This window comes from Pantoea endophytica, assembly GCF_002858935.1.
Classification (GTDB): domain Bacteria; phylum Pseudomonadota; class Gammaproteobacteria; order Enterobacterales; family Enterobacteriaceae; genus Pantoea; species Pantoea leporis.
Genome location: NZ_PJRT01000005.1, coordinates 789,185 through 803,373 on the forward strand (window position 1 = coordinate 789,185; position 14,189 = coordinate 803,373).

14 protein-coding genes are annotated in these 14,189 nt (G+C 54.6%); 9 read left to right on the plus strand and 5 right to left on the minus strand.

Annotation, left to right across the window (positions count from 1 at the left end):
- Positions 1-374 precede the first annotated feature (374 nt).
- Positions 375-2,528, plus strand: a complete 2,154-nt coding sequence (gene fhuE, locus PZBJ_RS06205; RefSeq protein ID WP_101761686.1) for a ferric-rhodotorulic acid/ferric-coprogen receptor FhuE — start codon at positions 375-377, stop codon at positions 2,526-2,528.
- 37 nt (positions 2,529-2,565) lie between these two features.
- Here the strand turns inward: fhuE and PZBJ_RS06210 are convergent, their stop codons facing one another.
- Together PZBJ_RS06210 and PZBJ_RS06215 are read right to left on the minus strand one after the other, a co-directional pair.
- Positions 2,566-3,117 carry a C40 family peptidase gene (locus tag PZBJ_RS06210; RefSeq protein ID WP_101761687.1) on the minus strand — a complete coding sequence of 184 codons (552 nt, stop codon included), beginning with the start codon at positions 3,115-3,117 and terminating at the stop codon, positions 2,566-2,568.
- Between the two features lie 239 nt (positions 3,118-3,356).
- Positions 3,357-4,334 (minus strand): isopenicillin N synthase family dioxygenase, encoded by a 978-nt coding sequence (locus PZBJ_RS06215; protein ID WP_101761688.1) that lies wholly within the window; start codon positions 4,332-4,334, stop codon positions 3,357-3,359.
- Positions 4,335-4,842: 508 nt separating this feature from the next.
- Between PZBJ_RS06215 and PZBJ_RS06220 the strand changes: the two genes are divergently transcribed.
- Complete coding sequence (locus tag PZBJ_RS06220; protein ID WP_101761689.1) at positions 4,843-5,811, plus strand: ABC transporter substrate-binding protein; 969 nt, start codon at positions 4,843-4,845, stop codon at positions 5,809-5,811.
- 7 nt (positions 5,812-5,818) lie between these two features.
- Positions 5,819-7,234 carry an amidohydrolase family protein gene (locus tag PZBJ_RS06225; RefSeq protein WP_101761690.1) on the plus strand — a complete coding sequence of 472 codons (1,416 nt, stop codon included), beginning with the start codon at positions 5,819-5,821 and terminating at the stop codon, positions 7,232-7,234.
- 5 nt (positions 7,235-7,239) lie between these two features.
- Here the strand turns inward: PZBJ_RS06225 and PZBJ_RS06230 are convergent, their stop codons facing one another.
- A complete protein-coding gene (locus PZBJ_RS06230; protein WP_101761691.1) occupies positions 7,240-8,760 on the minus strand; it encodes an MDR family MFS transporter in 1,521 nt (506 codons plus the stop codon).
- Positions 8,761-8,839: 79 nt separating this feature from the next.
- Here PZBJ_RS06230 and PZBJ_RS06235 point away from each other — a divergent pair, with 79 nt between their 5' ends.
- Positions 8,840-9,505 carry a TetR/AcrR family transcriptional regulator gene (locus tag PZBJ_RS06235; protein ID WP_101761692.1) on the plus strand — a complete coding sequence of 222 codons (666 nt, stop codon included), beginning with the start codon at positions 8,840-8,842 and terminating at the stop codon, positions 9,503-9,505.
- A 160-nt stretch (positions 9,506-9,665) separates the two neighbouring features.
- Here the strand turns inward: PZBJ_RS06235 and PZBJ_RS06240 are convergent, their stop codons facing one another.
- Entirely contained in the window at positions 9,666-10,148 is a 483-nt protein-coding gene (locus tag PZBJ_RS06240) for a type II toxin-antitoxin system YhaV family toxin (RefSeq protein ID WP_206098199.1), read from the minus strand.
- Between the two features lie 17 nt (positions 10,149-10,165).
- Complete coding sequence (locus PZBJ_RS06245; protein WP_101761693.1) at positions 10,166-10,504, minus strand: type II toxin-antitoxin system PrlF family antitoxin; 339 nt, start codon at positions 10,502-10,504, stop codon at positions 10,166-10,168.
- 216 nt (positions 10,505-10,720) lie between these two features.
- Between PZBJ_RS06245 and PZBJ_RS06250 the strand changes: the two genes are divergently transcribed.
- The 5 genes from PZBJ_RS06250 (at position 10,721) to yahO (ending at position 14,155) form a co-directional block, all read left to right on the plus strand.
- On the plus strand, positions 10,721-11,287 hold the full coding sequence (locus tag PZBJ_RS06250; protein ID WP_101761694.1) for a peroxiredoxin: 567 nt from the start codon (positions 10,721-10,723) through the stop codon (positions 11,285-11,287).
- A 15-nt stretch (positions 11,288-11,302) separates the two neighbouring features.
- Positions 11,303-12,532 carry a protein-disulfide reductase DsbD family protein gene (locus PZBJ_RS06255; RefSeq protein ID WP_101761695.1) on the plus strand — a complete coding sequence of 410 codons (1,230 nt, stop codon included), beginning with the start codon at positions 11,303-11,305 and terminating at the stop codon, positions 12,530-12,532.
- 17 nt (positions 12,533-12,549) lie between these two features.
- Positions 12,550-13,107 carry a sigma-70 family RNA polymerase sigma factor gene (locus PZBJ_RS06260; RefSeq protein WP_101761696.1) on the plus strand — a complete coding sequence of 186 codons (558 nt, stop codon included), beginning with the start codon at positions 12,550-12,552 and terminating at the stop codon, positions 13,105-13,107.
- Positions 13,094-13,723 (plus strand): NrsF family protein, encoded by a 630-nt coding sequence (locus tag PZBJ_RS06265; RefSeq protein WP_101761697.1) that lies wholly within the window; start codon positions 13,094-13,096, stop codon positions 13,721-13,723. The genes PZBJ_RS06260 and PZBJ_RS06265 overlap by 14 nt, the downstream gene beginning before the upstream one ends.
- 162 nt (positions 13,724-13,885) lie before the next feature.
- The gene (gene yahO / locus PZBJ_RS06270) at positions 13,886-14,155 is read left to right on the plus strand and encodes a DUF1471 family periplasmic protein YahO (RefSeq protein WP_101761698.1); all 270 of its coding nucleotides are present in this window, start codon (positions 13,886-13,888) and stop codon (positions 14,153-14,155) included.
- Positions 14,156-14,189: the final 34 nt, after the last annotated feature.

A 14,189-nucleotide genomic window follows, 5' to 3' on the forward strand; every position in this document is an offset into this window, starting at 1 on the left:
GCATTAGCATAAACTTAGCAACTTTCTCGACGATCTTCCTTACGTTGCCGTAGATCGATTCCAGCATGCCGCACACCTTTCTTTACTAAAAACGTCCAAATATCGCCTGAAAAAATAGGAAAACGTGAGCAATTAACAGGTTATTTTCACCCGTAAGCCATTGATTCATAACTTACTTACACATTATTACAATTACAGTTGCAACCTTCCGCAGACTCTTTAAAGCAAATGATTATCATTGGCTTTCTCAATAAATACGCAGTGGCGGTTTGCGTGCCTGCTCTTCTGCCCATTTGGGCGAATGAGTTACGACGTAAACGATAAAAAACGAAGCAAAACAGCTTCCTATAACACGCGTTTCAACAGGAAATTTTATGTCTGGCATCAGGAAAACCTTTAACGTCTCACTGCTGGCGGTGACGATTCATGCCCTGCTTACGCCAAGCCTGGCGCAGGCAGCAAGCGATTCGCAGCAGGATTTGGTGGTCGAGGCATCTGCAAGCGGCGAGAGCGATAACAATGAAAAGCAGGATTACGCGGTAAAAACCACGCGAGCGGGCACTAAGCTGTTGCTGACGCCACGCGATGTACCGCAGTCAATGAGCGTGGTAACGCAACAGCGCATGCAGGATCAGAACCTGCAATCGGTAAACGATGTGCTGACCAACGCCACCGGCATCTCGACCAATCTGATCGACAGCGAGCGCTCGGAATACTATTCGCGCGGCTTTAAAGTCACCAACTTCTCGTTCGACGGCATCCCAACGTCAGTTAATGACAACTGGAACTACGGTGATGCCGCTTCTGATACCGCCATTTACGATCGTATTGAGATCGTACGCGGCGCCACCGGATTGATGACCGGTGCGGGCAGCCCGTCAGCCTCGATCAACATGGTACGTAAACACGCCGACAGCAAAACCTTTACCGGTGCGGTCAGCGCCAGCTACGGTAGCTGGAACAAACAGCGTTATGTTGCGGATCTCTCTGCACCGCTAAACCAGGATGGCAGCCTGCGCGGCCGCGTGGTAACCGGTTACAGCGATGAAGACAGCTGGCTCGATCGCTACCACAAAACCAAAAAATTCCTCTACGGCGTGATTGATGCCGACATCACTGAGCACACCACGCTGTCGCTGGGCTACGACTACGAAGATGCTAACACCGGCAATCCAACGTGGGGCGGCTTGCCGATGTTCTACAGCAACAACGCCACCACGCATTACGATCGCAGCCTCAACTCCGCCGCCAACTGGGCGCGCTACAACACCAATTCGCGCAAAATATTCGCCGACATCGATCATAACTTCGATAACGGCTGGAACATCCACGTCAACGGCACGCACGCCGAGAACACCTTCAACGATAAGCTGCTATATGTGATGGGCAGCGCCGATCAGGACAGCGGCGAAGGCACCACCGGCTTCGGCAGCATGGATCGCGGTAAACGTCAGATGGATTCGTTCGACGGCTACGCCAGCGGTCCGTTTGAGCTGTTAGGTCGTCAGCATCAGTTAATGGCGGGCGTGAGCTACAGCCGCCAGCACAACGCCACTTACAGCCAGGATGGCGTTACCGATCTGGAAAACTACAACATCGCCTCAAACGATATGGGCATTTTCAATAACAGCTGGAACGGCAACATTGCCGAGCCGCAGTGGCAAGGTTGGTATCAGAATGCCGACGATACCATTCGCCAGAAATCGGCTTATACCGCCGCGCGCTTCTCGCTGGCCGATCCGCTATCGCTGATTATTGGTGCGCGTTACACGCAGTGGAGCACCAACGGCAGCAGCGGTGATATGACGAACAATAACACCACGCCGTACGCTGGTTTGGTGTACGACATCAACGATACCTGGTCGGCGTACGGCAGCTATACCTCGATCTTCCTGCCGCAAACCGATCGCGACATCAACGGTAAATACCTGTCGCCGGTAACCGGCAAAAGCTATGAAACCGGTCTGAAGTCCGCCTGGTATGATGGTCGATTAACCGCGACGGTGGCGGTATTCCGTATTGAGCAGGACAACGTGGGTCAGGCGATTAATGGCGTCTACCTGAGCGGCAACGAACAGGCTTATGCGCCCGCCAAAGGTGCGGTCAGTAAAGGTGCGGAGTTTGAGCTGAATGGCGCGCTAACGGATAATCTGCAGCTGACGTTCGGTGCCACACGCTACGTGGCGCGGGATAAAGAGGGACGTTTCAACAGCTATCAGCCGCAAACTTCCTTTAAGCTGTTTACCCGTTATCAGCTGCCGATGTTGCCGGATCTCACGGTTGGCGGCGGCATCAACTGGCAGAACCGCGTGTTTGAAGATGCCACCAATGCCAGCGGCGATAGCGTGCGTGTTTATCAGGGCAGCATTCCGCTGGTTTCGCTGTTTGCGCGCTATCAGGTGACTAAGCAGGTGGCGGTGCAGGCGAACGTCGATAATCTGTTTGATCGCGAATATTACAGCTACATGAACAGCTACGTTTATGGCGCACCGCGCAGTGTTTCGATGAGCGTTTCGTATCAATTTTAAATAAAAGCTAAAGGTGCGCATTTATGCGCGCCTCTCATCAAACCTTGTTTTTATAATTGAAACTAATCTGCGAATTCTGTTCTTTCGGCAAGCGGCGCGCCTCTAAATAAACCGATTTCCAGTACGGATTATTTAGCGAAGAGCGCATCACGCCCTGACTCACCGATGCGTGCAGGAACTGATGATCGGTGTCATAAAACCCGACGTGCAGCTCACGCTTAATGCGGAAGAACACTAAATCACCGGGTTGCAAATGCGCCTGATCCACCGGTTTGCCCATGGCAATTAACTCTTTGGTGGTGACGCGATCCATCGGAATATTGAAACGATCTTTCAGCGTGCGCCAGACAAATCCCGAGCAATCGACGCCGGTTAATTGTGTGCCGCCCCACTGATATTTGGTCCCTTCCCACGAATGCATTTGATCGTGCAGCGCGGCAATCACCGGGATTAAATCGGGCTGTTTGCCGTTGTCTGCCGAGGTATCAACGCTTTCCTCAGCAGGCGCATGCGAAGACTTCGAAGAACAACCTGCCAGAGTGAAAACAAACAGGCAGGCGATAACTTTGCTGGCGGCAGAATTGATCATGTGTTGGTGATTTCGCTGAGGGAGACAGTGGTCAGAGATTTATACCGTAAAAAAGTTGCAGAAATAAATAGGCGTGCAGTGAAATCTTTTATTTGTCGGTTGATTTTACCTAAGTTTACGCAACGGTAACATCTTGTATTTGAGTTAAAAATCTATTTTCCACGCTGTGCTTTTTCTGTGCAGGAGAATATTTGCGCTCCTGCACAGAACGACATCAATTTCGGCTTACAGCTGTAAGTTTAATACTTGCCGGAGAAATTGGCGCTAATACGCTGCGCCAGATAATCCTTCGCGGAAATAGGCGGGTATTTTTTCTCCGGTCCTTCAATAATCACATCTTCATTCGCCTGGCAGAAAAACGCCAGGCTGTAGCGTGCCGGCACCGATTCACCAGGCAGCGGATTGCTGACGCGATGGAAGTTCGACGGTAACTTGTCATCACTCCAGCGCATCAACATATCGCCGATATTACAGGTAATTAAGCCTTCCAGCGGCGGGATCGGCGTCCAGATTTGCTCTTCCATCTCTTTGCCCGGACACACCTGCAAACCGCCCTGCCCATCACGCTGGAACAGCAAGGTCAGACAATCGAAATCGGTGTGCGCCCCGGCGCGCCATGGACCATCTGGCTCGCCGCTGATGGCGAAGTAGTGCAGCATCCGCAGCGTGCTTTGGTAGGTTTCGTGCGAAGGCTCATGCGCTTTGGCAAAGAAATCGTCGGGGAATCCCAGCTTCAGGGCAAAACAGGAGAGCAAGCGCATGCCGACTTCCCAGCACTGACGCTCGAACTTCAGTACATCATGCTGAAAACCCGGCAAGGTGGCCTCATCCGGCCACAAGCCTGCCATGCGCGGACGCGTCACCTGGTACGACTCTTTTTGGTCCGGTTTACCGGTAGATGGACGGATTTGCGCGCGGTATTCCCAGCCGGCATTGCGGCTGAGTGGATGACGCGCTTTGTCACTTTGCGGCAGCGAGAAAAAGCGCTCTGCGTTAGCAAAAGCCGCATCGATGTCGTCGAGTGGAATACCGTGGCCGGAAACCTGGAAAAACCCAATCTCGGTGGCGGCTTGCCACAGCTGATCGGCTATTTCCGCTTTACGTTGGTCGAAATCGGAGAGATCGATGATGCGCACATCACGTGCAGCTTCTACGCCGCGCGCGCCCATACGCGACTCTTTCGCCAGTTCATGCATGTCATAAGTGGTCTTTTCCATTGGTGCACCTCGTTATTGAGCGATAACGGATGACCCGCCCGCAGCGTGGCAGTCATCCCCGCGCCTGCTGAATACCACAGGCGATCGAGCAATGACCCACCGGGTGAAACCACGGTTGACAGCTTCTACTCAGTTTCAGCCAAGCAAAGGCTGTGCCAGCACGCTGCGCCGCTTAAAATCAATACGTTAGGGAATCTGCCACATCCGGTCTGCACAATGGCGGTGCAAAACGCGCTGTTCTGCCCCATCACGGATCAGTGAATGAAGCAAAAGCCCGGCACCATCAATATCAACTATATTGCTTTCAGTGGGTTGCACGAATGGCATGCGCTTTGCTAAATCCCCACTGAGTATAAGCGGTCAGCGTGACAACAGATGCACGCAGGACATTGCTCTACAGCATTAGCTGTACCTCGTCAGGGGACGATGCGCTTTACGCATCGTGAGCACGCCATGCGCCGCTACGCCCCTGATGACGACAACAAACTCAACGTTTATTGGGGGTTATATGACAATGTCGCGTTTCCGTTTCTCCTTATTTGCTGCTCTGCTGAGCAGCTCTGCACTATCGCACGCCGCCGACAAACTGATATTGCAAACCACCTGGGTCGCGCAGGCTGAACAAGGCGGTTATTACCAGGCGCTCGCCACCGGCATCTATAAAAAATATGGGCTGGCTGTTGAGGTGCGCTCCGGCGGGCCACAGCTGAATAACATGACGCTGCTGCTGGCGAATCGTGCTGATGTCATCGTCAGCTACGATCTGCAAGTGCTGCAGGGCGTTGAGCGCAACTTCCCACTGAAAGCCATCGCCGCGCCGTTTCAGTTTGACCCGCAAGGCATTGTCACCCATGGCGATGTGAAGTCGCTGGATCAGCTGAAAGGTAAAACCGTGCTGGTTTCTGCCAGCGGACAAGCCAGCTGGTGGCCGTGGCTGAAAGGCAAATATCAGCTGCAGGATGGTCAGGCGCGCCCTTACACCTTCAACATGCAACCGTTTCTCGCCGACAAAAACACTGCGCAGCAAGCCTACGCCACCTCCGAAGTGCAGCAAATTAAAGAGGTGCAGCCGGACAGCAAATTCTATCTGTTTGCCGATTATGGCTATCCGGCATACGGCGGCATTCTGGTGACGCGCGACGATTTGCTGCAAAAAGAGCCGGATGTCATGAAGCGTTTTGTGGCGGCATCGATGGAAGGCTGGAAATCCTACCTTGCCAATCCGGCTGCCGGTAATGCGCTGATCAAAAAAGAGAACCCGCAGATGACCGACGCGGTTTTGGCCTTTGGCGTATCGCAGATGAAAGCCCTGCACCTGATTGACGGCGGCGATGCCGCGCAGCAAGGTTTAGGCGTGATGACGGATAAACGCTGGCAGGCAACGCGTGACTTTATGGTCAACGCCGGTTTACTCAAAGCGTCCACCGACTGGCAGAGCGCGTTTAGCACGCAGTTTGTCGCGGCGAAAGTGGAGTGAGGTGCTCATGAGCCAACTGCTAATTCAACACTGCGCCGCGATCCTGACCGGCGATAAACAGCAACCGCGTAGCAGCGCGCGCGATATTCGACTGCGCGATGGCCTGATTGTGGAGATGGGCGAACTTGAGGCTGTCGCCGATGAAACCGTGATCGACGCCCGCGATTGCGTGGTTTATCCCGGCTGGGTTAATACGCATCATCATCTGTTTCAATCGCTGCTGAAAGGCGAACCCCAAGGTCTGAATCTAAGTCTGGGCGGCTGGCTGGCGGCGACGCCGTATCGCTTTCGTGGTGCCTTCGACGAACAGACATTTCGCATCGCCGCGCGGGTGGGTCTGGTCGAGCTGGTGCGTTCCGGCTGCACCACCATCGCTGACCATCACTATCTTTATTGGCCTGATATGCCGTTTGATGGCGCAGAAATCCTGTTCGATGAAGCCGACAAGCTAGGCGTGCGCTTCGTGCTGTGTCGCGGCGGTGCGACGCAAAGCCGTGGCTTAGAGAGCGACTTGCCCACCGCGCTGCGCCCGGAAAGCTTTGACAGCATGATGGCCGATGTTGATCGTCTGGTGGCGCGCTATCACCAACCGCAGAATAGCGCGATGCGCCGCATCGTGATGGCGCCGACCACCACGCTGCACTCCACCACGCCGCAGGAGCTGCGCGAGAGCGCGCGCCTGGCGCGTCAGCTCGATATTCGCCTGCACAGCCATCTGTCGGAAACCGTTGATTATCTCGATGCCGCACGCGCGAAGTTCGGTATGACGCCGCTGCAGTTTTGCGCCGAACACGACTGGATTGGCAATGACGTGTGGTTTGCGCATCTGGTGAAACTGCTGCCGGAAGAGATCGCCATGCTGGGCGCGGCGGGCAGCGGTATCGCGCACTGCCCGCAAAGTAACGCGCGCCTCGGCAGCGGCATTGCCGATTTGGTGGCAATGGAACACGCAGGCGTGAAGATCTCAATTGGCGTTGATGGCGCGGCCTCAAATGAAGCGGCGGATATGCAAAGCGAAGCCCACGCCGCCTGGCAGCTCCAGCGCGCACGCAAAGGCATGCTGGCGCAGCCGCGTTATGCCGGTGGAACCTTTGAAGGCGGTGGCGACGCCGCCCGCATTGAAGATGTGGTGCGCTGGGGCACATCCGGTGGCGCGCAGGTTTTGGGCTTAAACACCGGCCGCCTTGCACCTGGCATGGCCGCCGATATCGCCATCTATCGGCTCGACGACCCGCGCTATTTTGGCTTGCACGATCCCGCCATTGGCCCGGTGGCCAGCGGCGGACGCGCCAGTTTAAAGGCGCTGATTTGTGCCGGAAAACTGCTGGTGCAGGATGATGTGATGGCCGGAGTGGATTTAGCGGAACTGGGCCGCGACGCTGCACAAGCGGTAAAAACCTTGCAGCAACGCGCGGCGGTTTAACCGCGTTACGCCGCTGCGTCTTTCTTGCGCAGCGGTGATTCTGGCAGAAACAGCGACAGCACAAAGGCCAGCAGCATCACACCCGCCGCCATTTGAAAGGCTGAATGCACCGCATCGCCAAACACCTGCAAATAGGCTTGCTGGACATCATGCGGCAAACGGTGCACCGCATCAGGATCGAGCGTACGCGGCAATGCTTTGCCCTGCTCCACCAGCGTGGTCAAACCCGATTTCAGCACCTGACTAAACACCGCGCCAAACAGCGCCACGCCAATCGAACCGCCAACCGAGCGGAACAACGTGACCGACGAGGTAGCGACACCGATGCGATCGGGCGTTACGGTGTTCTGTACCGCCAGCACCAGCACCTGCATCACCATGCCCATTCCCATCCCCAACACGCAGGCAAACAGGTAGATATGCCACAGCGGCGCATCAATGGTCAGCGTGGTCAGCAGCGCCATGCCGATAGTCGCCAGCAAGGTACCGCCAATCGGGAACAGGCGATATTTGCCGGTACGGCTAATAATGCGTCCGCTGACGATGGAAGTGATCAGCAATCCGCCCATCAGCGGCAGCAGCTGTAAACCGGCTTCGGTCGGCGTCGAGCCCTTCACCACCTGCAGATAGAGCGGTAAAAACGTCACGCTGCCAAACAGCGACATGCCAACGATAAACGCCATCAAACTGGCGAGCGAGAAGCTGCGATTGCGGAACAGCGACAGCGGAATAATCGGTTCCCAGGCGCGGCGCTCCTCATAAATAAAACCGAGCACACCAATTACACCAAACGCCAGAATGCACCACAGCAGCGGATCGGACCATTCACGTAACGTGCCGCCTTCGCTGGTAAACAGCGTGATACCCACCAGCGCCAGGCTGAGAAACACCGCGCCAGGATAGTCAATCTCATGCGGCTTGCGTTTGTTGTCGGTCTTAAACACCGCGTTGATGATCACCAGCGCAAACAAACCTAGCGGCAAATTGATGTAGAAAATCCAGCGCCATGAAGCGTGCTGTACGATAAAACCGCCCAGTAGCGGCCCAATCACCGTTGCCAGACCGAAAACGCCGCCAAACAGGCCCTGATATTTACCCCGCTCTTGCGGGGGAATCACATCGGCGACCGCCGCCATGCTCACCACCATCAAACCACCGCCGCCTAAGCCTTGCAGCGCACGAGTGAAAATCAGCTGCTCCATATTTTGCGCCAGACCGCACAGCGCCGAGCCGATCAGGAATAGAATCACCGAGATCTGCAGCACCGATTTGCGACCAAACAGGTCGCCGAATTTGCCGTACAGCGGCACCACAATCGTCGAAGCCAGCATATAAGCGGTGACGATCCACGACAGGCGATCGAGCCCACCCAGTTCGCCGACGATAGTCGGCAACGCGGTGGAGACGATGGTTTGATCCAGCGCCGCCAGCAGCATCACCAGTAATAAAGCGCTCATCAGTAAGCGGACAGAAGGAGGATTCTCCTGCCCGCCGCCCGACTGCGGCGCGAGTGTTTGGGGTTTCATAACAGACACCAATTGAAATTAATTAAATACACAATTAATATTGCTTGCAGTCTGACATGAATCAAGTGAGCGAGTAAAGATGACCGCACGAAAAGTCCCTGCTGACGATATGGCCAACGCAGTCAAACCCCGCCGTCCCGGCCGTCCGCGCGGCGGCGCGATCAACGTGCAGCAGCGCGAACATCTGCTCGACATCACCTTAGCGCTGTATGCCGAAAACGGCATCGGCGAAACCTCGCTCAACGCGATTGCGCGCAAAGCGGGCGTGAGTCCAGCGATGCTGAATTACTATTTTCAGTCGCGCGAATCGCTGCTGGATATTGTGGTTGAGGAGCGTTTTTTGCCGTTACGCCAGCGCCTGGTGGCGCACTTTATGGATGACCCGCGCGATCCCGTCACCACCTTCAGCGCCTTTATCCGTGAAGTCGCGGACATCGTCACCACACACAACTGGTTCGCGCCGCTGTGGATGCAGGAAGTAATGCAAGGTGAAGGCGGTTTAGGTCAGCACATCAAAAAGCGCTTTGGTCACGGTGAACGTGATGAAGTGAAAAAACTGATTGAAGGCTGGCAGCAGCAAGGATTACTCAACCCCCATCTGGAGCCACAACTGCTGATGACTTCGATTCTCAGCCTGGTGCTGGTGCCCTTTACCCGCTTTGCCAGCGATCCCGCTTACTCGCGTGAAATCATTGTCCAGCACACGTTGAGTTTGTTTTGTCAGGGGATCCAGCCAACTTCGTAGGGTTGCTTATCATGGCGTAATACCGCTCACTTAAACAATAAATTGCCTATGTATGCAGGTGCGCATGAATGCGCACCCTACGAAACTTTGTCAAACCACTGTAGAGTCGCCATTCATGGCGACCTGGAGTTAAGCAAATTTATTCCATTAAAGGGATAAATTATGAGAATGGTGCCCGGAAAAGAAAACCCGATTCGCCTGTCGATTCACGCAGTAGCTGTCCCCAATCACTCGGTGGATGTCCGGCATCCAACATCCTCTTAAATGTTTTGTATGCATCGTTCTTACTTTCGTAAGCGCGTAATGTGCCAAAATCATTCACCCAGCCAAGAATGATGGTTTTACTCTGTTCGCTACAGCGGAAAAACAATCGAAACTGCTGCAAAAATTTCGCGCGATACCAATATCGATTTTCATCCCCTAAAGTTCCCCCTTGTCGAAACTGGGGATTCAGCGGATCTCGCGCAATAACTTCTGTAACGACCTTATAAATTGCTGCCAGTAATTTCGTCTGTTTCTTTTTATGGTATTCATGCGGTTTTTCAACTTTAAGCTGCAACACTTCCTGCGCTAAAGACGTTACCTGAGCAGTAAAACAAGCGTGGAAATAAAATTTCCATCCGTTGATTTCCATGTAATCCACACCCTTTCTCCCGCAGTTTAGTCATCCGTGAGCGGAGCATCTAAATCAACATCAATTCCAGCGACCAAATTTTCCAGACCTGACCAAAATTCGACAGGAACTGAGTGAATATGCTGCGGGTTATTCACCATATCTCGTTCGAGAAAAGTCAGAAAATGCAGTACAGCGGGATCATCCTGCTCATCATTTTGCTTAGAAATGATGACTTTGCCGCCCGATAACAGGGAATATTCGATAATTTCACCCGGTTTAAGCTGTAGAGCATCGCGAATTGCCGCTGGAATAGTTGTTTGACTCCGTTCTGTCAGCCTCGACTCTGCACGGAGTGATACATCCACTAGATCAAATTTAAACACTTCTTCCTCCTCAGCCGCTCACAAAGCAACATCGCTTATAAAGCCGCCTATCCGCCAAGATGACCCACAGTAATGCATTTGCATTGTGCAATGCAAATGCATTACTGCACCTTTTTAAATTATTCTTCCCAGCACCGAAACTTTCCTCCCTGCCCCAGCGAACTGAACTAATGAGACATCTAAATCGGAACTCCCATACATCGCAGGAGCAAAAAAATGAAACGCATCAAATCCCTCGTTTGTACCCTGACCATGACAGCAGCGCTGGGTCTTTCCGCCTTTAACGCCGGTGCCGCATTGCCGGTGGGCGCGAAAGCGCCGAACTTCGAACTGCAGGGCGCCTTGGCCGGTAAGCCGTTGACCTTCTCGCTGCAGAAAGCGTTACAGAAAGGCCCGGTCGTGCTCTATTTCTTCCCGGCGGCGTTTAGCGCGGGCTGTACCATTGAAGCGCACGATTTTGCTGAAGCCACAGACAGCTTCAGCAAAATGGGTGCCACGGTAATTGGCGTGACCGCGGGCAATACCGATCAGGTCAGCGATTTCTCTAAACTTGAGTGCCGCGATAAATTCACCGTCGCCGCCGATCCGGGTGCAAAAGTGGCGGCGCAGTATCAAACCACCATGCAGATGAAAGGCAAAACCCTGTCCGATCGCACCTCTTACGTGATCGCGCCCGATGGCGACATTCTGCTGAGTTACACTGACAGAAACCCGGACACGCATATCGAGAAAGCGCTTGCCGCCGTGAAGCAGTACGACGCTTCTCACCCGCAAACTCATTAAGTAAAGAGGCCAGCGATGTTAACCGCCATGCTGGCCGCCTTCATCGGCGGCATCATTCTGAACTTAATGCCCTGCGTGTTTCCGGTGATCTCGCTGAAAGCGCTCGGCCTGTTGCGCCATACCGATAACGCCGCTAGCGCGCGTCGCGAAGGCTTGGGCTTTTTACTCGGCGTTGTGGTGACCATGATGGCGCTGGCGGGCATCCTGCTGGCGGCACGCGCCGGTGGTGCGGCGGTTGGCTGGGGTTTCCAGCTGCAATCGCCGTTGGTGATCGCCTTGCTGTCGCTGGTGATCCTCGCCGCCGCGCTCAATTTGCTCGGCGTGTTTGAAGTGGGCTTATCCGTGCAGCGCGTCGGCTCGGTTGATGTTGGTCGCGGTGCCTTTACGCGTTCGGCGTTGACCGGTGCGCTGGCGATCGTCGTCGCCACGCCGTGCGCCGCACCTTTTATGGCGAGCGCCATCGGCTATGCGCTGGTGCAACCGCCCGCCGTCGCCTTAGTGATCTTCTTTGCGCTGGCCATCGGCTTCGCCGCACCGTTCACACTGGTATCGCTGTTCCCGGCGCTGGCGAAATTCCTGCCGCGTCCCGGCGCATGGATGGATGTATTGAAACGCGGTCTGGCTTTCCCGATGTTTGGCGCGTATGCCTGGCTGGTGTGGGTGCTGGCGCAGCAAGCGGGAAGCGCGGCGCTGGCCACCTTGTTGGCCGCTTCCGTGGTGGTCGCCTTCGCCGGCTGGTTGTACGGCATGGCGCAACATCGCCACTTTGCCGGTAAAAGTCACAAGGTGCTGTATGCCGTCACGGCGCTGCTGATTATCGCGGTCATCGCCCCGCTGCCGACGCTGATCAAACCCGGCGCAGGCTTGGCGGGCGATCAGTTGACGGCGGAAGTGACCAAAGCCAAATGGACGCCGCAGGCGGTTGAAGCGCAGCGCGGTCACGGGAAAGCGATCTTTGTCGATTTCACCGCATCCTGGTGCATCACCTGTCAGGTGAATGAAAAAACCTCGCTCTCAACCCAGGCGGTTAAAGAGGCCATCGCTAAAACCGGCACGCTGTACATGGTGGCAGATTCCACTAAATTTAACCCGGACGTGGATGACACCATGAGTGAGTTTGGTCAGGGCGGATTACCGATGTATCTGGTCTATCCTGCCGACGGCGGACCGCCCAAAGTGCTGCCGCAGGTGCTGACACCGAGTATTGTGGTGAACGCACTGAATCAGGCGAGCAAGAAGGCGTAAGAACAACAAGGCGGATTATGCAAACAAGCGATAGCGCGCGCGAAGGTTGGCCCGCGCTAATGGAACAGGCGCAGGCGGGCGATCAGCTCGCCTATACCCGACTGCTGAAAGCGCTGGTGCCGGTGATTCGTTCGCAAACACGCAAACAGATCGCCGATGATGCACTGGTAGAAGATGTGATTCAGGATGTGCTGCTAACGGTGCATCGGGTGCGTCACACCTATGATCCTGCCTACCCTTTTTTACCCTGGCTGATGGCGATTATCTCGGCGCGCGCGATTGATGCGCTGCGGCGACGTGGCCGCCATCAGCAGTGGGAAGTTAACAACGATATCGTGCCGGAAGCCGCCAGTGCGCCAGACGCACCGCAGCATGACTCGCAGGAAGAGCTGGCCGGATATCTGCGCCAGCTACCTTCGCGTCAGCGCGAAATTGTCGAACATGTGCATCTGCGCGAAATGAGCCTGACGGAAGCGGCCGCGCATAACAATCTGAGTGTGGCCGCGGTGAAATCGCTGCTGCACCGCGCGCTGACCAATCTGCGCCGCTTTGGAGCCAATCATGACCGATCATGACCTGTTAATTGAAAAACTCGGGCGCGAAATGCGACCGGTTAAACCGCTGCGATCCACTAGCTGGCGCGTTATCACCTGGCTACTGCTGGCATTGCCCTGCGGCATTGCCGCCAGCTTCATGGTGCAGCGCAGTGTCACCGACTGGGCGCAGCCGGGCGCGCTGCAGGCCATCCTGCAGCTGGTGCTGGCCTTTGTGCTCGGCACGCTGGCAATCCGCAGCGCTTTCAACATGAGCATCGCCGGACGCCGCAGTATCAGCTGGAAAGCGCTACTGCCAATTGGCCTGCTGTGGCTCGGCATGAGCATCAGCCAGATTCCCGGTGAAGTGCCGATCGAACATGACAATGACAGCGCGCGCTGCTTTACCTTTCTGCTGGTGGTCAGCACGCCGATGATGGTGCTGATGATCGCCAGCCTACGCCGCAGCCGCGCATTGCATCCGGTGCGCAGCCTGGCGATGGCCGGTTTGGGCGTCTCCTGCATGGCGGTCACGCTGCTGGCATTTTGCCATCCGGTGCATCTGCATCCGCTGGATTTTGTCATGCATCTGGCGGCGATAGCGACGATTGTGGCGATGACGGTGCTGGTGGGGAAACGTTGGGTGACGTTGAAGTGAGTCGAGTGAAAGAGTGCAATGGTTAAGTTAATTCTTTGGTGTGATATTTCCATGCAAAAGATTAAAAATCGGCTCACCCATATTGTAAATACGCTATTTCTAAACTATAGAATAATAGCAATATAATTACATTCCCATCAATTACCTCATCCAAGGATACGTATGAAAAAGTTAATTTTCGTATTATTAGCAAGCTCGGTATCTTTCAGCTCACTCGCCGCAGACCTGATGAGCAAAGTTGAGTTTGAAAAGGTAAAAGATCAATATGTAGAGGTAGGGAACATTTCCACCTCAGGTGAAACGGATCCCGCCAGCGCCAGAGAGGAACTGTCTAAATTGGCTGAAGAAAAAGGCGGCGATATCTTTGTCGTAACCTCCGCGAATACCAATAACAAAATACATGGTACCGCCATCGTTTATAAGAAAAAGTAAGTTTCCATTTTGCCTCAGTATAAGCTTAAAAACC

Excerpts from the sequence above, each read along its gene's own strand:
- PZBJ_RS06250 (WP_101761694.1), top strand. The coding sequence starts at position 10,721 with ATGAAACGCATCAAATCCCTCGTTTGTACCCTGACCATGACAGCAGCG.
- PZBJ_RS06215 (WP_101761688.1), bottom strand. The coding sequence starts at position 4,334 with ATGGAAAAGACCACTTATGACATGCATGAACTGGCGAAAGAGTCGCGT.
- PZBJ_RS06265 (WP_101761697.1), top strand. The coding sequence starts at position 13,094 with ATGACCGATCATGACCTGTTAATTGAAAAACTCGGGCGCGAAATGCGA.
- PZBJ_RS06210 (WP_101761687.1), bottom strand. The coding sequence starts at position 3,117 with ATGATCAATTCTGCCGCCAGCAAAGTTATCGCCTGCCTGTTTGTTTTC.
- PZBJ_RS06225 (WP_101761690.1), top strand. The coding sequence starts at position 5,819 with ATGAGCCAACTGCTAATTCAACACTGCGCCGCGATCCTGACCGGCGAT.
- PZBJ_RS06260 (WP_101761696.1), top strand. The coding sequence starts at position 12,550 with ATGCAAACAAGCGATAGCGCGCGCGAAGGTTGGCCCGCGCTAATGGAA.
- fhuE (WP_101761686.1), top strand. The coding sequence starts at position 375 with ATGTCTGGCATCAGGAAAACCTTTAACGTCTCACTGCTGGCGGTGACG.
- PZBJ_RS06220 (WP_101761689.1), top strand. The coding sequence starts at position 4,843 with ATGACAATGTCGCGTTTCCGTTTCTCCTTATTTGCTGCTCTGCTGAGC.
- yahO (WP_101761698.1), top strand. The coding sequence starts at position 13,886 with ATGAAAAAGTTAATTTTCGTATTATTAGCAAGCTCGGTATCTTTCAGC.
- PZBJ_RS06255 (WP_101761695.1), top strand. The coding sequence starts at position 11,303 with ATGTTAACCGCCATGCTGGCCGCCTTCATCGGCGGCATCATTCTGAAC.
- PZBJ_RS06235 (WP_101761692.1), top strand. The coding sequence starts at position 8,840 with ATGACCGCACGAAAAGTCCCTGCTGACGATATGGCCAACGCAGTCAAA.
- PZBJ_RS06230 (WP_101761691.1), bottom strand. The coding sequence starts at position 8,760 with ATGAAACCCCAAACACTCGCGCCGCAGTCGGGCGGCGGGCAGGAGAAT.